The 20,515-nt window shown below is 32.8% G+C and carries 19 protein-coding genes and 1 pseudogene; 8 read left to right on the top strand and 12 right to left on the bottom strand.

Going from position 1 to position 20,515, the window contains the following annotated elements:
• Nucleotides 1–2,136, top strand: a pseudogene (locus tag IJL02_RS02695) (hypothetical protein); the annotation flags it as partial.
• Nucleotides 2,137–2,402: 266 nt separating this feature from the next.
• Entirely contained in the window at nucleotides 2,403–2,843 is a 441-nt protein-coding gene (locus tag IJL02_RS02700) for a hypothetical protein (RefSeq protein ID WP_292808765.1), read from the top strand.
• 9 nt (nucleotides 2,844–2,852) lie between these two features.
• Here IJL02_RS02700 and IJL02_RS02705 read toward each other — a convergent pair whose 3' ends face one another.
• From IJL02_RS02705 to IJL02_RS02720, 4 genes are all read right to left on the bottom strand, one after another.
• Nucleotides 2,853–3,434 carry a ZPR1 zinc finger domain-containing protein gene (locus tag IJL02_RS02705; protein ID WP_292808767.1) on the bottom strand — a complete coding sequence of 194 codons (582 nt, stop codon included), beginning with the start codon at nucleotides 3,432–3,434 and terminating at the stop codon, nucleotides 2,853–2,855.
• Entirely contained in the window at nucleotides 3,427–4,371 is a 945-nt protein-coding gene (locus tag IJL02_RS02710; protein ID WP_292808799.1) for a 3H domain-containing protein, read from the bottom strand. The genes IJL02_RS02705 and IJL02_RS02710 overlap by 8 nt, the downstream gene beginning before the upstream one ends.
• Before the next feature lie 168 nt (nucleotides 4,372–4,539).
• Complete coding sequence (locus IJL02_RS02715) at nucleotides 4,540–5,307, bottom strand: hypothetical protein (protein WP_292808769.1); 768 nt, start codon at nucleotides 5,305–5,307, stop codon at nucleotides 4,540–4,542.
• A 149-nt stretch (nucleotides 5,308–5,456) separates the two neighbouring features.
• Complete coding sequence (locus IJL02_RS02720; RefSeq protein ID WP_292808771.1) at nucleotides 5,457–6,209, bottom strand: hypothetical protein; 753 nt, start codon at nucleotides 6,207–6,209, stop codon at nucleotides 5,457–5,459.
• A 430-nt stretch (nucleotides 6,210–6,639) separates the two neighbouring features.
• On the opposite strand from IJL02_RS02720, the gene IJL02_RS02725 reads away from it, so the two are divergent.
• Nucleotides 6,640–7,692, top strand: coding sequence for a DUF1611 domain-containing protein (locus IJL02_RS02725; RefSeq protein WP_292808773.1), 1,053 nt, complete (start codon nucleotides 6,640–6,642; stop codon nucleotides 7,690–7,692).
• Between the two features lie 5 nt (nucleotides 7,693–7,697).
• A complete protein-coding gene (locus IJL02_RS02730) occupies nucleotides 7,698–8,228 on the top strand; it encodes a cell division protein SepF (RefSeq protein WP_292808775.1) in 531 nt (176 codons plus the stop codon).
• Nucleotides 8,229–8,242: 14 nt separating this feature from the next.
• Here IJL02_RS02730 and IJL02_RS02735 read toward each other — a convergent pair whose 3' ends face one another.
• From IJL02_RS02735 to IJL02_RS02745, 3 genes are read right to left on the bottom strand one after another with little or no spacing between them, the layout of a single operon-like run.
• Complete coding sequence (locus IJL02_RS02735) at nucleotides 8,243–9,172, bottom strand: TDT family transporter (RefSeq protein WP_292808777.1); 930 nt, start codon at nucleotides 9,170–9,172, stop codon at nucleotides 8,243–8,245.
• Complete coding sequence (locus tag IJL02_RS02740; RefSeq protein WP_292808779.1) at nucleotides 9,172–9,804, bottom strand: Ig-like domain-containing protein; 633 nt, start codon at nucleotides 9,802–9,804, stop codon at nucleotides 9,172–9,174. The genes IJL02_RS02735 and IJL02_RS02740 overlap by 1 nt, the downstream gene beginning before the upstream one ends.
• A gap of 11 nt (nucleotides 9,805–9,815) precedes the next feature.
• Nucleotides 9,816–10,571, bottom strand: a complete 756-nt coding sequence (locus IJL02_RS02745; protein WP_292808781.1) for a TatD family hydrolase — start codon at nucleotides 10,569–10,571, stop codon at nucleotides 9,816–9,818.
• A gap of 184 nt (nucleotides 10,572–10,755) precedes the next feature.
• Between IJL02_RS02745 and IJL02_RS02750 the strand changes: the two genes are divergently transcribed.
• Complete coding sequence (locus IJL02_RS02750) at nucleotides 10,756–11,532, top strand: winged helix-turn-helix domain-containing protein (protein ID WP_292808783.1); 777 nt, start codon at nucleotides 10,756–10,758, stop codon at nucleotides 11,530–11,532.
• Nucleotides 11,533–11,541: 9 nt separating this feature from the next.
• On the opposite strand, the gene glyS is transcribed toward IJL02_RS02750, so the two are convergent.
• Genes glyS through tfrB form a run of 5 tightly spaced genes read right to left on the bottom strand, consistent with a single transcriptional unit; the run spans nucleotide 11,542 to nucleotide 17,086 of the window.
• Nucleotides 11,542–13,236 (bottom strand): glycine--tRNA ligase, encoded by a 1,695-nt coding sequence (gene glyS / locus IJL02_RS02755; protein WP_292808785.1) that lies wholly within the window; start codon nucleotides 13,234–13,236, stop codon nucleotides 11,542–11,544.
• Nucleotides 13,237–13,251: 15 nt separating this feature from the next.
• Entirely contained in the window at nucleotides 13,252–13,836 is a 585-nt protein-coding gene (gene dcd / locus IJL02_RS02760) for a dCTP deaminase (protein ID WP_292808787.1), read from the bottom strand.
• 27 nt (nucleotides 13,837–13,863) lie between these two features.
• Complete coding sequence (locus tag IJL02_RS02765) at nucleotides 13,864–14,694, bottom strand: DUF362 domain-containing protein (RefSeq protein WP_292808789.1); 831 nt, start codon at nucleotides 14,692–14,694, stop codon at nucleotides 13,864–13,866.
• A complete protein-coding gene (locus tag IJL02_RS02770; protein ID WP_292808801.1) occupies nucleotides 14,691–15,599 on the bottom strand; it encodes a TrmJ/YjtD family RNA methyltransferase in 909 nt (302 codons plus the stop codon). The genes IJL02_RS02765 and IJL02_RS02770 overlap by 4 nt, the downstream gene beginning before the upstream one ends.
• Before the next feature lie 11 nt (nucleotides 15,600–15,610).
• Entirely contained in the window at nucleotides 15,611–17,086 is a 1,476-nt protein-coding gene (gene tfrB, locus IJL02_RS02775) for a fumarate reductase (CoM/CoB) subunit TfrB (protein ID WP_292808791.1), read from the bottom strand.
• Between the two features lie 109 nt (nucleotides 17,087–17,195).
• On the opposite strand from tfrB, the gene iorA reads away from it, so the two are divergent.
• The 3 genes from iorA to IJL02_RS02790 all read left to right on the top strand — a co-directional run bounded on the left by iorA (nucleotide 17,196) and on the right by IJL02_RS02790 (nucleotide 20,382).
• Nucleotides 17,196–19,088 carry an indolepyruvate ferredoxin oxidoreductase subunit alpha gene (iorA, locus tag IJL02_RS02780; protein WP_292808793.1) on the top strand — a complete coding sequence of 631 codons (1,893 nt, stop codon included), beginning with the start codon at nucleotides 17,196–17,198 and terminating at the stop codon, nucleotides 19,086–19,088.
• Nucleotides 19,089–19,092: 4 nt separating this feature from the next.
• Nucleotides 19,093–19,677: an indolepyruvate oxidoreductase subunit beta gene (locus IJL02_RS02785; protein WP_292808795.1), complete on the top strand. Its 585-nt coding sequence runs from the start codon at nucleotides 19,093–19,095 to the stop codon at nucleotides 19,675–19,677.
• Nucleotides 19,678–19,941: 264 nt separating this feature from the next.
• Nucleotides 19,942–20,382 carry a hypothetical protein gene (locus IJL02_RS02790; RefSeq protein ID WP_292808797.1) on the top strand — a complete coding sequence of 147 codons (441 nt, stop codon included), beginning with the start codon at nucleotides 19,942–19,944 and terminating at the stop codon, nucleotides 20,380–20,382.
• Nucleotides 20,383–20,515: the final 133 nt, after the last annotated feature.

The raw sequence follows: 20,515 nt of genomic DNA on the forward strand, positions 1-20,515 counted from the left end.
ACTAAGGAATATAAGAATAATCAGATTTCTGTTGGTAATTTGACTGTTGGTGAGTCATGTAGTGTGGATATTTACTGTAGGGTTAATGTTACTGGTAGTTTTGTTAATGTTGCTAGTGTTAAAGGTTTGGAGTTTGATCCTGATTTGGGCAATAACAAAGATGATGCTTCTGTATTTGTTAAGCCTGCATCTGATTTGGCTGTTGAAAAGTTGGTTAACAATTCTTCACCTAATTTCGGTGATTCAGTCAAATGGACAATAATTGTATCTAATAATGGTCCTGATGATGCTAGCGGTGTTGTAGTTTCTGATTTGCTTCCTGAATCTTTGATTTTTGTTAAATCTGATGGTGATTATGATGAAATATCCGGTAAATGGAATATTGGAAACTTAACTAATGGAGGTATTGCCAGTTTAAACATTATCTGCAGAGTTAATGCTACTGGGCTGTTTGTAAACAATGTATCAGTATCTGCTAACGAATTTGATTACAACAAATCAAACAATAAAGACAGCGAAGCAATCAATGTTTCAAAAGCTTCAGATTTATCTGTTATCAAATTAGTTAATGTTTCAGATGTAAACTATCATGATTTGGTAAAATGGACAATAATAGCTTCAAATAATGGTCCTGATAATGCAACCGGAGTTACTGTAGATGATATTTTACCTGAAGGATTAGTATTATTAAATTACACTGCAAGCAAAGGATTTTATGACAATGGTGTATGGTCTGTCTGCTGTATGGAAAAAGGAACAACACAAACTTTGGAATTAATATGTTATGTCAATAAAACTGGTGATTTTACCAACATTGCAAAAATTGAAGGTGAGGAATATGATCCAGATGAATCCAACAACGAAGATAACGCTTCCATTTTTGTTCCAAAATCCAGTGACCTTGCCATAATCAAAAGTGTTGACAATACTTATCCTAATTTCGGTGATGTTGTTGAATGGTCAGTTGTAGTTACCAATAACGGTCCTGATGATGCAATAGATATAACAATTATCGATATTTTACCTAACGGTTTAAAATTTATCAATTATACTTCTACTGCAGGGGGATATTATGAAGGTATATGGTATCTAGACCAATTAAACAACGGTTGCAGTGAATCAATCATAATACGCTGTTTGGTTAACACTTTGGATGATATTATTAATGTTGCTGAGGTTATTCCTTCTCAATATGATTGGAATACTTCAAACAATAAGGATAATGAATCTATTGGAGTAAATCCTATTGCTGATTTATCTATAGTTAAATTGGTAAATGTATCTCAAGCAAACTATTTGGATTTAGTCAAATGGTCATTGATTGTATACAATAACGGTCCAAATGATGCAACAGGAGTCATGGTTAGTGATACTATTCCAAACGGATTAAGCATTGTTGGTGTTGAAGGTGATGGAAAATACGCCGATTCAATCTGGAATGTGGGCGATTTGAAAAATGGCCAATCCAAACAATTGGATATAATCTGTAAAATAATTGAAACAGGTGAGTTTACAAATGTTGCTAATGTCTGGGGAGACCAAAGCGATCCTAATTTAAACAACAATGAAGATGAAAATTATCTTACTGTTGGTCCTGCAAGCGATATTTCCATTACAAAAACAGTTTCAAAATACGTATATACTGTTGGAGATGTAGTTAATTATTCCATCAGACTTACAAATAATGGTCCTGATGTCGCTAGAAATGTTGAGGTTAATGAAATCATGGATGATTCTTTAACATTCAAATCATTTAAAGCCAGTGCAGGTGATTTTAATAAATTAAATAATGTTTGGTCATTAGATGCATTGGAAGTTGGCGAATCTGCATTTCTAAAAATTAAAGCAATAGCTAATAGTGTGGGTTCTTTAAGAAACAGTGTTTCTGCTACAAGTGATAACTATGATCCAGATTTAACCAATAATGATGATGAAGTTCTTGTTAATGTTTCTAATCCTGATAATCATGATGATGTTCCGGATAAACATAAAAAAGTTCCTCACAATGAATTGGATGATTTTTCAGAAGGTATTCTTTGGAAATATAAATCTGGAAATCCTATTGTCCTTATTGCACTTTTAATTGTGTTCTCAATGGGTGTATATTGTGGTAGGGATATCTTCAAAAAATGGTAATTTAAAGTAGCTTTAAAGCTACTTATTTTTATTTTTTTAAAACGATTTTTTCAAAATTTGCAAGTATTAAAATTATTAATTTTACCTATCATTATTTTGATAGTTGGTGTTAAAACTAGTCGAATACGGCTTCATTTTTTCAATTTAATCAATACCTTTATATAGAAGTTAATACAAATTTATAATTACATATTGGTGAATTTAGGATTTTTTCTAAATTATATCAAGCAAACCAATATTTTTAATTAATTAATCGAGGTGTAATCATGTCCGAAGAAGAAATGATTGAAAATACTTCTGAAGAATATGTTGACGAAGATGAAGAAAAATTACCTTTCGCTAAAGCAGAAGTTGTACGTTTAATGAAAGAAAATCTTGATGATGACAAAATGATTAGGGAAAGGGTTAAAGTAGAAATGAACAAATTCTTAGGCGACGTTTTGAAAAACGTATGTAAGCAATTAAATGATTACCCATACACCACTATTGAGTATGAAATGCTTAAAGAATCTACTTATCCATACACTAACATTGAAAGAATTAATCAAGAAAAAGAAAGAATATTATTACATTTAGAAGCTATTAAAGCAGATTGTAATGCATTAGCTATGGATGTTCAAAAAACTTTAAAATTAAAAGATGTTGTTGAAGAAGATAGTTTTGCTAGCTTTTCAGCAAATGATGATGAAGAAGAGGAAGAAGAATAATCTTCTTTCTTATTTATCTTCTATATGACTAAAACCTGTTTTTAATTCACGCAATTCCTCTTCGGGAATTTCTAAAATCTTAGCACTGTCACTAACTATATTACTTTGCCCGAAAGGGTCCTGAATAATTAATGTTGCAGTACCGTTTCCTTTTTTCAGTTCTTGAATTTCTTTGAGAGTATTTTTTCCGTTTTCCTGAGATTCCGCATCATCAAACAAATTCAATGCTTTTTTTACTGCATCCTCAAATCTGTTAAGTATTCCTTCAACATTTGTTACATAACCTTCTGATTTTGGGCCAGGTTCTACTTTTATTCCGATTTCCGGTATAGAAACGGTAGCTGATTGTGATCTGACTACTCTGACTGTTAAAGTATTTTTATTTATTTCAAGAACATATTTTGCAGGGTCATTTTGTTCTAAAGCGATAATGTCACTGTGTTTAAATCCGCAAACCGGACATTGTATGCTTGTTTCTAGAACTTTTCCAAAATGAGGTATTTCAAGTTCCTTCATGATTGATTTTGCTTTTCCTTCAACAGAGCATACCGGACATTTTATAATCATTTCATTTAATTCTTCTTCATTCATTTAATACATATCCTTTTTCAGTTAATTGGGTCATGATTTTATCTAACTTTTCCTGGCTTGAAGCACATATTGTTGTTTGTCTATATTCTGATAATTTATATAATTCATTTAGATATTCCTTTTTATTTTCATCTTCATTAATGCTGTTAATAAATTTTTCAGCGGAAAATGAATCTGAAACATTTATATTTCTTGTCAAAGGTTCCTTGAATCCTTTTATATTGTATACAACTTTTTCAAGGCTTCCATTGTTTTGGTTGATGATTATGTCAATAACATCCGCCAAATCATCCACACTGTTAATTAATTTAATTGTGGTGCAGGACTGGTTAATTATGGCCAGAATCTTATCTATACTTTTTTCAATAGATTCTGTATTGATAATATTCACTTCATGCGTTATTGCCTGATGTAATAGGTGGTCGTGGATAATTCTGTTTTCCTTAAAGAAATCCAGCTGTTTTCCACCGCGATGAATTTGAACAGCTCTTTTCACGAATCGTTCTTTGTGTGATTCTTCATCGGAACTTAGCACGAAAAAGTAGATGTTTGCATATTCTTTGAATTGTTCAATGTCTATTAGTCCCGGAACTAAATGAACTCCTTCTATAATGATGTCATCATAATCTGTGATTGCTCTTTGAATAACCTTTTCAAGGGCGGGTATGACTGAAGATGCATGTTCATCAAATCCTGCAGAAACTAATTCTTCATAACTTTCGTAGCGATCTTTATTTCTTAAATGTTTATATGCATCATAAGATGAGCTGTGAAGTGCCGGAGCATATTCTTTTCCAATAATTCCTCGAACTACTGCTCTGATAAAGTCACTTTCTATTAAGTGTTTGATATTTAATGTTTTAGCAAGTTCTGCAGCTATTGTTGATTTTCCAATTCCGGATGCACTTCCAATTAATATAACATAAGGTTTTCTCATGTTATTTGTGGTTTTTTCATTAACTTTGTTTTCAACACTCATTAAAGATATATTTGGTATATTGTTATAAAAAAAGATTGTTATATCAAATGAGTTTCATTAAATTTAAAAAATAAATAAAAATTACTGCAAGTTTGATATCTTGCAGTAATCAAACGTCTAGTTTGGTTAAACAATATAGTGGATTTTGCTTTGCCTTACATATTCATTTAGGGTACTTTGTGCAACTTTTACTCCGTATGATGTAGTTTTTGATATAAGTTGAGTTAATCCAATCTGCACAAAATTGTTTGAGTAAATAGGACTTATACCGTTAATTGCACCGCCTAATGGGCTAAACTGGATTCCTTTAGCAACACCTTTTAAAACAAATGACCAGAAGTTACTTTTATCATGATAGTTAAGTGTGTAGATTAGGCCATTAATACCGCCTAAAACACCACCTATTAATGCATTAGTGCCCATTGCAATCACACCTGAAAATGCAACTCCATTTGCTGCAATACCCCATCCTGCTCCAGCAGTAAGTGCTGCAGTGAGTAATAAAACACTGGATTCTGTCAAATCTCTTAGCCATGCTGCAGTAGGATGTTTTTCATGGATATTGTGGTTGGCACCAAATATAACAATATCTTCAACAGATCCATCGTTATTATAAATATCTATATTGGTATTCAATTTAGGAACAGAAGAATATCCGGTATTTTTTGAAAAAATGGACATGATGACTTTTGCAGTGCCTGAGTTATAAATTGCCCCACCAGTTCCTGCACTATTGTTTTTGAATGTTGCATTGGTAATGTTTGCATATTCATCAATCATTATAGCTCCTCCATATTCCTGAGCAGTATTGCTGATAAATTCACAATTATTGAGTGTTAATTCATCATTTACATCACAATAAATTGCTCCTGCTGAACTAGCTGAGTTATTCATAAATTTGGAAGTTTTCACTACATTTGAATCTGATGACAGATAAATTGCACCGGCAGTATCGTCAGCGGCATTATTAGTAAAATTAGATGATTCAATTGAAGTTGGATATGCAATTGTATAAATAGCACCGCCTTTATCTGCAGCGTTATTTACAAAATCGGATTTTGACAGTAAAAAATTAGTCCATCAGCATATACTGCACCACCCTTATCGGAAGCGGAGTTATCTATAAATTTGGAGTTATCTAATTTGGTATCTCTTCCGGAAATATAAGTTGCTCCCCCAAGGGTAGCGGTATTATTGATAAAAGTGCACTCTGCTATGTTACCGTAAATTCCATACCAGTATACAGCACCACCATTTTCAGCAACATTATTGATGAATGTACAGTTGATTAACATTCCGTTAATTCCAGTCCAATCTACAGCACCTCCATAATGAGCAGTATTGTTGATAAAAGTACAATTTCTCATTTGGCCATTGTTAGCTGTCCATTCAATAGTATTATATGAATAGATTAAATCCCAATTTGAAAACACTATATTTTTTAAAACAACATCATCACTATAGATTTTAAATAAAAAATCCATCTCGGCAGCATTTCCATCAATTTTATGGCCTTGCCCATCAATAGTAATGTTGTTATATATGTTTATACCTTGACATTGAGTATCATTGCTAACATAGACATCTTTTTCTAGTTTAATAATTGAATCAGGAGTAGAATTCTGAATTCTTTTGTCTAAATCATCAATAGTTTCAATATTTGAAACCTTTAAGTTAGTTTCATCATCAATCGAACTAATATTTTCAGGGTTTAGATTATCACTTGCCGAAATATTCGAAAGTGAAATGAAAAAACACATCAATATCAGTAAGATTGTAATGTATTTGAATTTCATTAAATTAAAATAACCTCATTAATATATTATTATTTAAATTTTGTACTATATTTATATTATATTTTTTTTATTTTGTTCAATTTTTTTGGGAAAAGTAAATCTTTTTAATATTGGCTATATTGTAGAATTAACTTTCAAAATTATATTTGATGGGCATCTAGTGTTATTAGATGGTATTTTATGTTTTAGGCACATTATAACTTTTTAAATTATATAAAAAGGTTATGTGGATGTTGCAAAATTTCAGGTCAATGCATCACATTTTTAAAAAATATTTTTTTACTAATAGTTCGGGAACCATTATAGTTTATTAATATGAAAAATCATAATTAATTATAGTATGATTTTTTGAAATATTTTTGAAAAATTAAGATAATAAAATTACATGATTTAGTTATAAGTTATAAATTATAGGATAGGGGTGAAGTTATTGTATTCAGTTAAATCAGTTAAAGAAATTCAAGATTTAAATCCGTTTATTGTAGTTGGCTGCGGAGGAGGCGGTGAAAAGTTCTCCAATCTTGATGGTATTGAGACAGTAGGTTTCATCGATGATGATGAAAGAAAACAAGGAAAACACTTTTGTAATCAAGTCGTTTCAGGCAGTTTGGAGAAATGTTTACAAGATGCTCCTGATGCAAAATCTCTTGTTATAATGTTGCCTATTGGTGCTGAAGGCGCTGCATTAAAGTATGCGGTTCAAGCTATTGATGCTGGTTTAAATGTTGTTACATCTTTTAGATCTTTATCTATTGAAGAAAACTTATCTTTAAAGAAATTTGCAGATTCAAAAAATGTGGTTATTAAAGAAATTGGCCCTAGATTAGATGTTGTTGAAAAAATAGCTGGTGTTGCTCCTGAAAAATCATGTGAAGTTTTACCTAAAATATCCTATAATCCTAAAGCTCCAGTTATTTTTGTTGGAGGTACATCTCAGGAATGCGGCAAAAGAACCACAACAAAAATGCTCGGATTAGCCAGTAGCAAAAGGGGCTTAACTCCTGCAATCATTTCCACTGATGAAATGGGTTTGGAAGAACCAACTGATTTCAACTTTAGGGCAGGCAGTTTGTCTGCTATGGATGTTCCGGCTGCAGTATTGTCTGCAATAAAATACGCTGAAGAGACCAAAGATCCGGATATTATTTTCATTGAAGGTCAATCCAGCTTAACTGAAATGGGTAATCCTCATCCTAGAGGTTTGTCTGCAGCAATTTTAATCGGTGCTGCTCCAGATGCAGTTATTGTTGGGCATAGACCAAATCATCCATACAGGGAACCTCGTGGTATTGAAGAAGAAATCAAAGCTATTGAGGCTGTTGAACCTACTAAAGTTGTTGGTTTATCAGTAAACTTCAAGAATGCTAGCTTGGATTTATGTCCTGAATACTTTGAGTCCAAATTTAATTTGCCTGTTGAGGATGTTTACAATAATGGTGCTGATAAATTATTAGATGCAATTCTTGAATATTTAGAGGAGTAATTGAAATGAGTTTTATGGATGATTTAAAAAGAAGTTTAGGATTTGAAGAAACTGAAACCCTGGATAATTCTAAGGAAAGTGCTCTTTCCAACATATCTGCAATGTTTAATAATCTTACAAAATCTTCAAATAATAATGTGAGACATTCGAACAATAATCAACAATATAGGTCTGCACAAAGACCTGCGGCACGCCCTAATCCAAATCCTAGTCCTAATCCTCAGCCTCCAGCTTATGATGATGACGACTTTGTGATTATTCCGGAACAGTCATTTTATGAAATTGTTTTAATCAGGCCGAAAACTATTGATGATATAAATTATGTCGTTGATCAGGTTATTGAAGAGAACAATCCTGTAATTTTAGATTTGTCCTTTTTAGAAAAAGAAAGTGCTGCCAACTTTAAATTAGCTGGCGAAAAAATCAAACAAATGAGGGCAAGATATGGTGTTCAGGCATTATTGCTTGCAAGAACTGATGATAAAGATTTAATTGTTGTTTCCCCTAAAAAGGTTAGGATAATTAATAAAGGTTAGTAGATTAATTTCTACTACAAACTCTTTTTTAGAAATATTAAATATCTCATTAATACGTATAATACAATTATAATAGCTATTGCTATTTCTATTTTTAATATATTGCTTAATATCAAATTAAATCCAATTTTATTTAGAGTTCCTTTTGTGGCAAGTGCACTGATGACAAATGGAAATGTAAATGCAGCAAAACTTGGATAGAAGTCTAAATTTCTATATTCTATGAATTTAAGGAAAGCAAATATGTAGAATATGCATGCAAATAAATATAATATTGTAACAAATTCAATTGAGATATTGGTTGTGGTGTTTAGATAACCTACAATCAGTATGCTTAAAAGTGCAGTAAAAATACATATTAATGGTTTATTTGCATCAGGAATATCTGGGTATCTGACATATCTGTAAATAACCAAAGGTAATGTTATTATCATTGCAATAAATCCTATGATAAAAAATAAAAATCCTATTTCTTCTATTCCATGAACCTTTGATGTAATTGCACCCATTGTTATTCCAACAAACACTATCCAGTAACTTGGATAAACATTCGAAATATCAAAATCACAGATGATAAAATGATATGTAAAGTAAATCATCAACAGAATATGCAATGCAATTCCAATAATCCATAAAGTATATGCAATACCTGGTTGAAATTGGATGATATATGTAGATAGGAGCATCAAACTCATTGAAAAAGTACCTGAACTGCTAACGATTATTGGATTTTTAAAATCTCTTTTAATATTTTCAGGATAAAAAACTATTTTCAGAATAATTAAAATTAAAAATATTATTCCAATGCCGCCAAATAAATATCTTAGAAATGGGTGGATGTCTTGCAGCAGATTTCCTAAAGAAATCAATGCAAGTATTAATCCGCATATCGGTATTGGAATATTTTTAATTAAGTTCATTTTTATAAACCTTGCTTCAGTCATTAGTCTCCATAACCATACGTTATTACATACCCATTGGAATCAACAATGCGGAAATATCCGTCATCGTATTTGATTTTTTGATTGCCGTCACCTACACTTTGGCGTGATACCTCATGATCTTTCGGATTCCAACCGTCGCTTGTGACTTCACTTTCGTGATAGGGGTTGTATCCTTTGTAATTTGCATCGTTTACCGGACGGTTGTCCTCAATCGGGTTTGAACTTCCGGAACTTGATGCAGTAACTTCATCGGTGTATGTTAGTTTTCCGCTACATTTTGCTGATTTGAATTTGCTGTTTCCATCGAAGGTACATGTGACATTATATTTGCCGGATTCAAGATTATTCAATGTTAATGCTGCTGTTCCAGTATTGCCTGTAGTGACATTATATTCGTATGTGTTGTTTTCATTGAAAATTTTAACAGATATTTTGCCGTTCTCAATTGATGCATTCTTTGAATCAGTAAACTTTAATGTAAGATTTTGTCCATTTTCTAAAGACTCTGGTGATGTTATTTCTAGCTTGCAGTCCTGTTTGTTGAAATCGGTTAACATTATTGTTCCTAAACCTATAATGAGTAGGATTATTACTAAAAGCAATCCGATAATTATAATATTATTCTTCTCCATTTTCTCACCATTCAGATTTCAAAAAAGTTTTGAGCATTTTTATGAGAAATTTTTTCAATATCTTCTTTTTTGAATTTTAATCGTTCCAATTGGCGAATGGTTTTTGGAACTGAAAGAGGATCTGATGGCTTATTGCTGATGTCGCTGTTTAATAAGAATCTATCAAAACCGTATTCATCCAAAATAGCTATTGCTTCTTCTTTTTCCATTTTTTGTGGTTGAACTGTCAAACCTAACATGCAGTCTGTTTTAATGGCTTCATCTACAACATTTGGATTAATATGATCAATAACGGCTTGTTTTTCATCGAGATGCTGTGGGATGATTTCTATAATCTCATTTAAAACTTCTTTTTTATTTTTTCGAGGGGTGTGTATTATTACCTTTGAATTTGTTTCATCAGCAATATCCAGTTGTCTTTTAAAAATTGAAATTTCTAATTCTGTTAAATCTTCAAGACCGATTTCTCCGATAGCTACGATTTGTTTGCCTTCAATCCACTTGTATAAATTTTCGAAAATTATTTCAGGATTTTCTATTGAGTTGGTGGGATGGATTCCTAAAGCAACCTTTAAATCAAGCCCATATTCTCTTGCTCTTTTTGTATCATATTCCAAAATCCTATTTAAATGATTTAAAAGGATTGTTTCGTTATCTATTTTATAGGGATAGTAACTGCATGTTATAGCAGTATCGATTCCTGCTAGATACATCTTTTCAAAATCTTCACTACTTCTAGAATCAGCATGCATATGAGTGTCAATCATTATATCAACCTGAAAACTTTATCTGAATTCATTTTTGTTAGTTTTACATTAAAAAAATATCTAAAAAAACTTTCATTATTAAATTTTTTGGAAGTGTTATTTGGTGATTTTGTTCAGTTTGATAGATTTTATATTTTTTTGTAATAAAAATATCTGTATAAGTAATACTACATAGGTGGTAAAGATGATTAAAAGTGAAGAGTATATCGAAAATATAGATTCAATTTTTGAAGATGTAAAGTTTGCATCAAATTCGTTTGTAAGACTGAAGATATTGGCAACTCTATTTGAAAAGCCACAAAACATGAAAGAACTAACTGAAAATACAAATCTAAGTTATAGTTCAGTTTCAAGCAATATGCATGAGATGGAACTTAAACACTTTGTATATAGGGACCATAATAAATATTTCCTCTCAAATTCCGCAAAAGTTAGAATTGAAGATATTATGGAATTTAATAGGGTAATTATGTTGTTAAATAACTTCTTTAACATTCTCGATGGGCATGTTGTTGATTTAATTCCAAATAATTCTGTAGCCGAGTTGTATCTGTTGGGAAAAGCGAACCTAATGGAATCCAGCGGAGTGGATGCTTATAGAATATATAATTTCATTGACAAATGCCTTACTCTTGCAAAACATGTAAAATGTGTATTGCCGTTTTATTATGAACCGTTCTTTAACAGTTTAAGCGAGTTAGTATCTCAAGACATAGATGTGGAACTGTTAGTTCCCCGAAGCATTTTTGATAAAGTTGATGATACCTTTGAAATTGAGAATATGCATTGCTTTGATAAAGAAAATGTTTTCTTATTGATTATCACAGATCAGGTGATGATTCTGGGATTATTCATGGATAATGGTTACTTTGATCAAAACAGATTAATCACATCAAAAAATGAGGATTCAATGGTTTGGGCTAAAAATTTGTTTGAAAATTTTAAAAAAGAGAATAAATGAGTTTAAAACTCATTTATAATATTTTTCCAGATATTCGTTTAAATCAGAAATAGCTATCCTTTCTTGGGCTTCTGTATCTCTGTCTCTTATTGTAACCTGATGGTCTTCAAGAGTTTCAAAATCAACGGTTATTGCAAGAGGAATTCCTATTTCATCCGCTCTGGCATATCTTTTACCGATGGTTCCAACGGCATCATACTCAACTGTGAAACCTGCCATCCTTAAGTTTTCGGTTAGTTCCTGTGCAATTTCACGAGGCCCTTCCTTGTTAACAAGTGGGAATATTCCAAGTTGCACTGGAGCTACTGATTTATCGAATTTAAAGTAATCTTTTTCTTCTGTTTCAGTAAAGGAATGTAATAAAACAGAGTAAGTGATACGGTCAATACCGAATGAAGGTTCAATTACGTGTGGTGTGATTTTTTCACCGGTAATTTTTTCTTCAACTTCTTCAAATAAAAGCAAGTCTTCGGTGACTTCATAAACTTTATCTAATTCTACAGTATATTTTCCATCATTTTCAATTGCTGCTTTTATTTCTGATGGGTCAGCACCTTCAATGGCTTGTTTTACTTTAGGGGAATCTCCTTTAAATACTGGTCCGAATTTGGATAGATTTGGTTTTACAACAGTCTTTTTAATTATTTTAGGTTCATCATATTCAATGAATACATTTAACTCATCATTACTGTACTGAGAGTGTGAGGTCAAATCATAGTCTCCCCTATCAGCAATTCCGATAATCTCAACCCATCCGTATTTGTCGGTTTTGACTTCAACGTCCCAGCAGTCCAGAGCATAGTGAGCCATTTCTCCGGCCAAATGTTGTCTGAATCTTAAGACATCTTCAGGAATTCCAATTTCTGTTAGGAATTTACGGGCCAAATATAACTGGTAGATTAACATTTCATTTGCTACAATTCCTTTATCAAGTGCCTCACGGGCAGTGATTTCGAGAGGTTCTAAATCGTTTTCCTGAACTTCCTGTGAATTTAGGCGCAATACCACATCTTCAATTTGTGAAAATTTAGGATGAGTCTTATCTTTAGGATTTAAAAATATTTCTGCTTCAGCTTGTGTGAATTCTCTAAGCCTAATAACTCCTTGTCTTGGAGATATTTCATTTCTGTATGCTTTTCCAAGTTGTACTGCACCGAATGGAAGTTTTCCTCTGAAAAATCTTTCCAGTCTTTTAAATAAAATGAAAATTCCTTGTGCTGTTTCTGGTCTCATATAACCTACTTTATCACCTTTGGCACCGATTTCGGTTTTAAACATCAGATTATAATTCCAAATGTTTGACAGTTTTCCGCCACATTCAGGACAGGTAATGTTATTGTCAATAACGATTTGGTCGAGTTCTTCATTTTCTAGGCTTTCTACATCTTCACCGATAACCTCTTCAATAATGTGGTCTGCTCTGAAGACTTCTCCACAGTCCTCACATTTACACATTGGATCGGTAAAGTTATCAACATGTCCAGATGCTTTAAGGACTTCTTTTGGCATTACTGTTGGGCCTTCGATTTCATAAAATCCTTCACCTGAAACATATTGTTTTCTCCATTTCTGCATGATATTATTTTTTAAGCTTGCTCCAAGAGGTCCGTAATCTGTAAAACCGGATACTCCGGAGTAAATCTCAAAAGACGGCCATAAAAATCCTCTTTTTGCACTAATATTTGACATTTTGTCATGATTCATAAACAGTATCTCCAATTATTTTTTTAATTCGTAATCAAGTTTAACTCTGCTGCTTTCAGGGCTGGTTTGACCCATATATTTACTATTTCTGTCTGGGTGTCCGTAAGGTACTTCTGAAGGTGTTGTCATTGTTTCAAAAACGATCTGACAAACTCTCTGGCCGGGATAAAGTGCAACTGGCATTGCACCGATGTTGGATATTTCCAAGGTGATTTTTCCTTCAAAACCAGGATCAATGAATCCTGCTGTAACATGCATTGTAACACCTAATCTGCCCATACTTGAACGGCCTTCCACTCTTGCAACCAAATCATCAGGTACTTTAACGTACTCCAATGTAGTGGCCAAGGCAAATTCATTAGGGTGAATTATAAATGCTTCGCCTTTTTCAACAGTAGTTGATTCCATATAAGATGCAATGTCATCTTCATCTTTAGGATCAATATATGGTTTTCTGATAACTTTAAATACTTTAAATTCATCTCCTAACCTCATATCAATAGAAGATGGTTGTATTTGTTTTTCATCTAAAAGAGGCTCAATTTCAATTTCGCCTTCTTCTAAATATTTTCTTATATCTTTATCGCTTAAAATCGCCATTTTTTCACACAAGTAATTTTATAAATATTATAATTCTTTAATTTCTATTAAATCATCCATTCTTTTAACTACATTGTCAATAGTTTCGCTGGTGTAGTCAATTGTTATTGCATTGAACTTGCAGACATTAACACAAAGGCCACATCCTTTACAAATCTCATGGTCAATAGTAATTTTATTATCTTTAATATCGATTGCATTAAACATGCAAACTTCATTTAAACACTTTTTACATAGTTTACAGTTATCTTCATGAAGTTTAACACTCACACCATCAAGTTTTTCTAGTTTTGAGCTAATGTCTTCATGTAAATTAGGATAAACTTTCCATAAACAACAGCATGGGCAGCAATGACAAATTGTCAGAAGCCCTTTTCCAGGCCTTATATTCATCCAAACGGTATCAATTTTATTTCTTCCAATGATGTGGCTTAATCCCGCTGCATCTGCTTTATCTACATGAGCTAATGCTTCTTCAATAGTTGCCTTATGCCCAATATTTCTTGAAATCTTTTTTGTAGTCGGACCAAGGAATATGCATCCGATATCATGCGGGTAATCTTGACAGTTATTGGATGTTCTGCATAAGCAGGTGTCCATAATTACAATATCTTCGCTTCTGCGGATAACCTCTTTAATTACATCAGTCGGTAGGAATTCGGAGCCTTCAGATTCAATTTTTTTATTCACGTTAATTGTATTTGGCACAACAATGATTTCATCATCTTCAAAAAGCATTTTGTCAACTAGTTTCTTATATGCTTTTGATTTTTTGGTGATTTCAGCAATCCAAAATCTCCAATTGAAGATGTATTTTAAGATAAATGTGCTTATCTCTGCAAAGCTAATCTTTTTCATTGTTCACCTAATTTCATTTTAAGCCGTCTTAATATACCTTTAAAGGTATGTGCTTCTCGTCCTGTAATAAATGCTCTTGAAATAATGTTGTTGAATGTTTTTAATCCATTCTTTTTTTTATGCTCTGGAATATCCAAATATCCAATCAATTCTTCCATATCTTTTACTAAATATTCCTTTTCTAATTGAGAACTTTCTTCAAGACCTTTAACACCATAGTCATGCTTATTTTTAAACAGTTCATAGAATATAATTGCCGCTGCATGTGATATATTCATGATGGGGTATGTGGGATCTGTTGGAATTGATACGCAGATATCGCAATCTCCAATTTCTTTGTTTGAAAGTCCATCCCCTTCTCTTCCAAATAAAATAGCAATTTTATTTGAAACATTCATAGATTTACCAAGTTCTTCAGGTCTAAGGGGAATTCTTGATAAATTATAACTTCCTCCGGCCATTCCTGTTGAAGCAACCTTAAAGTCAATTCTTTGTGACTGGTAAAAGTCATTCAGGGTTGGAAATATTTTTGCATTCTCGACAATGTATTTTCCGTGTGTAGCCTGATAGTATGCTTCATTTGTCAATGTCGGAGGATTTATCAATACTAAATTTTTCAATCCGAAGTTCGCCATGGTCCTTGCAAGAAAACCGATATTTCCTGGAGTTTCACACTCGACAAAAACTATATAGATATTCTCTTTAAAAAGACTGATTTCTTTTTCTTCCTGTTCTCGTGTGAGTTTAGACCTTGCTGTTCCTCTGGACTGTGCTTTCGGTTTGGATTTTTTTGTAGAAGTTGATTTTTTTTCGCTGGTGCTTTCTTCTTTTTCATCGGGCGAATTCATAGAAGCAGTTTCAACTACTTTCTGTTCACTTACAGCAGCATCTCCTATTTTAATCAACTCCAATATAGTTATTCGTAAGCTTTAGTTAATAATTCAAGAATGTGCATGGATTTAATATCTTCACATCCTATTTCATTTAATCCGTCTTGCAAGTTTAACTCACAAAACGGACATATTGTAATTACTGCATCCGCACCTGTATCTTTAATCATTTTAGCTTTTGATTTAGATAAATCAAGTGCGATTTCAGGTTTTCCAGATTTTATTCCACCGCCTGCACCACAGCATTGGCATGGATAAAGCATTTCTTTTAATGTGACGCCAGGTATTTTTTCAATTAAATCTCTTGGCGCATCTTTAATGCCTTGGCCTCTGCCTAAGTGGCATGGGTCGTGGTATGTAACGGTCATATTAACCTCTTTTAATTTGTCTGTATCAAGTTTGTCTACTAGAAACTCACTGATGTCCATTACATGCAATTTTGAACCGAATTCAGGATGGTTATTCTTTAATGTAGAACCGCAGCCTGAACAGATGGTAATAATAGTATCATAATCTTTAAAAACTTCTTTATTTTTATCAACAAGGTCCTGGACTATGTCGGTTTGTCCGGTTCTTAAAAGTGGGGAACCACAGCATACCTGGCCTTTCGGAACATCAATATCAATTCCATTTTCTTTTAACACGTCAACTAACATCTGGCCGATTTCAGGGAATTTATAATCAACCATACAACCGGTAAAGAATGCAATTTTTGAGCCGGTATAATTTTTCACCTGTTCGATAAATGGAGTTTTATTGGTTTTAACAGACCTTCCGGTTTTAAGGATATTGTCTTTAAACTCAACATGCTCTGGGAGGGGTCCTGAACCGTTTGCAACTGCAATGGCTCTCATTTTTTCAATTGCATCACCAAATGTGTTAATGTTTTTAGGACAAACTGCCAAACATTTGCCGCAACTGGTACATTTGTATAAACCTTCATCCAATGCTTCTTTGAGTCTGTCGAAGTTATCCCTAGGATCACTTTCAAACTTACGCATGTATCTCATTAAATAAGGTCCGCCAAATTCTTCTGTTGCGATATTTACGACAGGACAGGTTGATAAACATGAGTAACATTCGATACAGCTTCTGACTTTTTTTGTGTCTGCTGAATCGTCTTTTGTAATTGAAGTATCAAGTTCACTGCATTTATGGTCACATTGAAGGGATAACTCTAAATCTTTTACTTTAGCTTCAATACTTGATTTATCAACAATCAAATCTTTAATTACAGGGAAATTAAGAGGTTCAATGATTGCTCCATCTTTTATTTCTTTTTGACATGCAAGTGCACCGTTTCCTTTAAATAAAATTCCGCATGAACCGCATTGTCCTGCTCTACAGGAACTTCTAAAACTAATGTCTGCATCATATTTTTCATTAATGGCTTGCAATGCATCAAGAACTTTCATGTGAGGTGTTTTTTCAATTTCATAACACTCCAAATGAGGCTCTCTGTCAGTTTCTCTGTCAAATCGTGAAACATAAACTTTTATCATCATTTCCCTCCAATCTTGTAAAAAGCTTATAAATTATTATAATATACATATTTATACATCAAACTATTATATAATATATTGTATTAATGATTATTTTGAGGAAAATATAATGAATTTAAAAGAATTAGTTACAGGAGTTGCCGGTGAAAAACAATTTTTACTTGGTAACGAAGCAGCTGTAAGGGGAGTTATAGAAGCAGGTGTTTCTATTGCAGCTACTTATCCCGGAACTCCATCATCAGAAATTGGAAATGTATTATCTGTATTGGCTAAAGATGCTAATATTTATTTTGAGTTTTCTACTAATGAAAAAGTGGCAATGGAGGTCGCAGCTACTGCTGCAGCTTCAGGACTTAGGTCATTTACTTTCATGAAGCATGTAGGTATGAATGTAGCCAGTGATTCATTCATGACAACTGCATATTCAGGAGTTACTGGTGGAATGGTTATATTGTCTGCAGATGATCCTTCACTTTTTTCATCTCAAAATGAGCAGGACACCCGTAACTATGCAAGATTGGCTAACGTACCTATTTTAGAGCCGTCAAACTGTCAGGAAGTTAAGGACATGGTTAAATATGCTTTTGAATTATCAGAACAGTTTAACTTGCCGGTAATTGTTAGAACCACCACTCGCGTATCTCATATGAGGGGCGTTGTTGAATTTGGTGATGTTAAAGATAATTCATCCAATAATGATAACCACTGGAAGAGAGGTCACTTTAATAAAGACCCGTCAAAATATGTTCCGGTTCCTGCATTTGCCGGAGATATGCACGTTAGGTTATGGGATAAAATCCATAAGATTGAAGAAGTAACCAATAAAAGTGAATTGAATGCAAAATTTGAATTCGCTGATAATAAAAAGTATGGTTTGATTGCTTCAAGCAGTGCTTATAACTATGCTCATGATGTTGTCAAGTTCAATAATTTAGATGTTGACATTTTAAAATTAGGATTTTCATATCCTTTCCCACAGGATTTAGTCGCCGAATTTTTATCAGATTTGGATGAAGTGTTTATTGTGGAGGAAGTTGATCCGATTATAGAAAGAGATGTACTTGCAGCAATAGGTGCTAAAAATCTTAATGTGGCAGTCCATGGTAAACTGGATGGAACATTTCCTCTTTTCCATGAATTTAATTCCGATGTTGTCGGTGAAGGATTAAATAAAATTTTAAACTTTACTGAAACAGAAACTGCTGATTTTTCTTCAAGTCTGGAAAAACTGGAAGAGGATATTCCTAATAGAGCTCCTGTTTTATGTGCAGGATGCCCTCACAGAGCAATGTATTATGGAATTAACAAAGCTATTGATGAGCTTGGACTTAAAACATCAGATGTTGTATTTGCATCAGATATTGGATGTTATACATTAGGTATTAATCCTCCGTATAACTGCGCTGACTATTTATTGTCAATGGGTTCAAGTGTCGGAGATGGATGCGGATTTTCAGTTTCAACAGACCAGAAAGTAGCTAGTTTCATTGGAGATTCCACATTTTTCCACAGCGGTATTGCACCGTTAATCAATGCAGTTCACAATAAGCATAATTTTGTTTTGACAGTTTTGGATAACAGAATTACTGCAATGACGGGCGGTCAGCCAAATCCTGGAATCCCTGTTGATGGAATGGGCGATGACGCTCCTGAAGTATCAATTCGTAAATTGGCTCTTGCTTGCGGATGTGATTATGTACGTGTTATCAATCCGTTCAATTTGGAACAGGTTGTAAAAACATATAAGGAAGCATTTGAACGTGACGATACAGCAGTAATTATTTCTAAAGCACCATGCACATTAATTAAAGGTTTAACTAAAAAGCCTCCAGTTGATTTCATTGAAGGCAACTGTAATAATTGTGATAAGTGTGTAAGTGAACTTGCATGCCCGGCTATTTCCAAAATTAATGGAAAAATTACTATTGATAAATCTCAATGTGATGGATGCAATGTCTGTATTCAGGTTTGTAAATATGGTGCACTAGAGGCAGGTAGGTGAGAAAATGGATAATCATTATTGTATTTATATTTGTGGCGTAGGAGGTCAGGGAATTATTAAAACTTCTACAATCATTGGTGAGGCTGCAATGAACCAAGGTTTGGACGTGGTCATGAGTGAAATTCACGGTATGTCTCAAAGAGGAGGGTCTGTTTCTACTGAGTTAAAAATAGGAGGATATAACTCTTCAATCATTCCGAATAAGGGAGCAGACATGTTACTTGCTTTTGAGCCAATAGAAACAATTAGGGGTCTTGATAAAGTCAATTCCGAAACTAAAATTGTTTACAACACTCATCCTATTGTTCCATCATCTTCAGATAAGCCTTATCCGAATGTTGATGGAATAACCAAAACATTAAAAGAAAACTTTAAACATGTTCTTCCAATTGAAGGTACTAAGCTTGCAATGGAAGCTGGAAGTGTTTTAGCATTAAATATGGTTCTTTTAGGTGCGGTCACTGCTGATGATAAGTTTCCACTTACTAAAGAATCTGTTATTGATGCAATGAAAAATAATTTAAAACCTAAATTCCATGACATGAATTTAAAAGCTATTGAAAGTGGTTATAATTCTATCAAAGGTTAAATTTTAAATAGTATTTAATATAAAATTTTTATCTTAAATGTGAAAGAATACTCCGACCTCTGTAGGTCGGAGATGAATTTCACAAAAAACGTATTATAAATAATTATATTTTTATAATAATTTTACTTTTCAAATGCTCTCTCGCGATTATTTATTATATTAAATAGTGTTATAATAAGTATTATAAAAGTTTTTAGTGATGGAGAGTATTATGGTTTATAGGTCTTGTAGGCATCGTGTTTATCCTAATCAAAAACAAAAAAGTTGTTTAAAGAATATTTGGGAAATTCACGTTTCATTCACAATAACATAATTGGGGAAATAGAATACAACAGACGTATAGCCAATATATTCCATGCTCGCACACCCTATGTTAACAATAAGTATATGGAATCTATATTTAACTATTTAAGGCGATGGTATCATTTTATTAATGATTTGGATATTAATACTATGCAAGCATGTTATAAACCAGTACTCCAGGCCTACGATAACTTTTTTAAACGAGGATTCGGACATCCAAAATTCAAAAAAAAGTACCAATCCTCACAATCAGTAAAAATCAACAACATAAACAACAGAATACGCGTAAAAGATGGAAAATTATACTGGAAACCACTGGGACGAATCAACCTCAAAGGATACAGACCAGAAATAACCGGAAAAATAAAACACATACGAATACAATTAAAAAACAGCCAATGATTCATAATAATCGTATATGATTCTCCGCTACCGGAACATTTACCTAAAACCGGAAAAGAAGTCGGAATAGATTTAGGTGTTAAAACATTAGCCACACTTTCAGACAGTAAAGCAAAAGCCACGCTAAAACTAA

Source organism: Methanobrevibacter sp., from assembly GCF_017427765.1.
GTDB lineage: Archaea > Methanobacteriota > Methanobacteria > Methanobacteriales > Methanobacteriaceae > Methanocatella.

Bases quoted from the DNA above. Each gene is read 5' to 3' on its own strand.
- IJL02_RS02745 (WP_292808781.1), bottom strand. From the start codon at position 10,571: ATGATTGACACTCATATGCATGCTGATTCTAGAAGTAGTGAAGATTTT.
- IJL02_RS02735 (WP_292808777.1), bottom strand. From the start codon at position 9,172: ATGACTGAAGCAAGGTTTATAAAAATGAACTTAATTAAAAATATTCCA.
- IJL02_RS02740 (WP_292808779.1), bottom strand. From the start codon at position 9,804: ATGGAGAAGAATAATATTATAATTATCGGATTGCTTTTAGTAATAATC.
- IJL02_RS02765 (WP_292808789.1), bottom strand. From the start codon at position 14,694: ATGAAAAAGATTAGCTTTGCAGAGATAAGCACATTTATCTTAAAATAC.
- IJL02_RS02750 (WP_292808783.1), top strand. From the start codon at position 10,756: ATGATTAAAAGTGAAGAGTATATCGAAAATATAGATTCAATTTTTGAA.
- iorA (WP_292808793.1), top strand. From the start codon at position 17,196: ATGAATTTAAAAGAATTAGTTACAGGAGTTGCCGGTGAAAAACAATTT.
- IJL02_RS02705 (WP_292808767.1), bottom strand. From the start codon at position 3,434: ATGAATGAAGAAGAATTAAATGAAATGATTATAAAATGTCCGGTATGC.
- IJL02_RS02715 (WP_292808769.1), bottom strand. From the start codon at position 5,307: ATGAATAACTCAGCTAGTTCAGCAGGAGCAATTTATTGTGATGTAAAT.
- IJL02_RS02710 (WP_292808799.1), bottom strand. From the start codon at position 4,371: ATGAGAAAACCTTATGTTATATTAATTGGAAGTGCATCCGGAATTGGA.
- dcd (WP_292808787.1), bottom strand. From the start codon at position 13,836: ATGGCGATTTTAAGCGATAAAGATATAAGAAAATATTTAGAAGAAGGC.
- IJL02_RS02720 (WP_292808771.1), bottom strand. From the start codon at position 6,209: ATGAAATTCAAATACATTACAATCTTACTGATATTGATGTGTTTTTTC.
- tfrB (WP_292808791.1), bottom strand. From the start codon at position 17,086: ATGATAAAAGTTTATGTTTCACGATTTGACAGAGAAACTGACAGAGAG.
- IJL02_RS02730 (WP_292808775.1), top strand. From the start codon at position 7,698: ATGAGTTTTATGGATGATTTAAAAAGAAGTTTAGGATTTGAAGAAACT.
- IJL02_RS02785 (WP_292808795.1), top strand. From the start codon at position 19,093: ATGGATAATCATTATTGTATTTATATTTGTGGCGTAGGAGGTCAGGGA.
- IJL02_RS02700 (WP_292808765.1), top strand. From the start codon at position 2,403: ATGTCCGAAGAAGAAATGATTGAAAATACTTCTGAAGAATATGTTGAC.
- glyS (WP_292808785.1), bottom strand. From the start codon at position 13,236: ATGAATCATGACAAAATGTCAAATATTAGTGCAAAAAGAGGATTTTTA.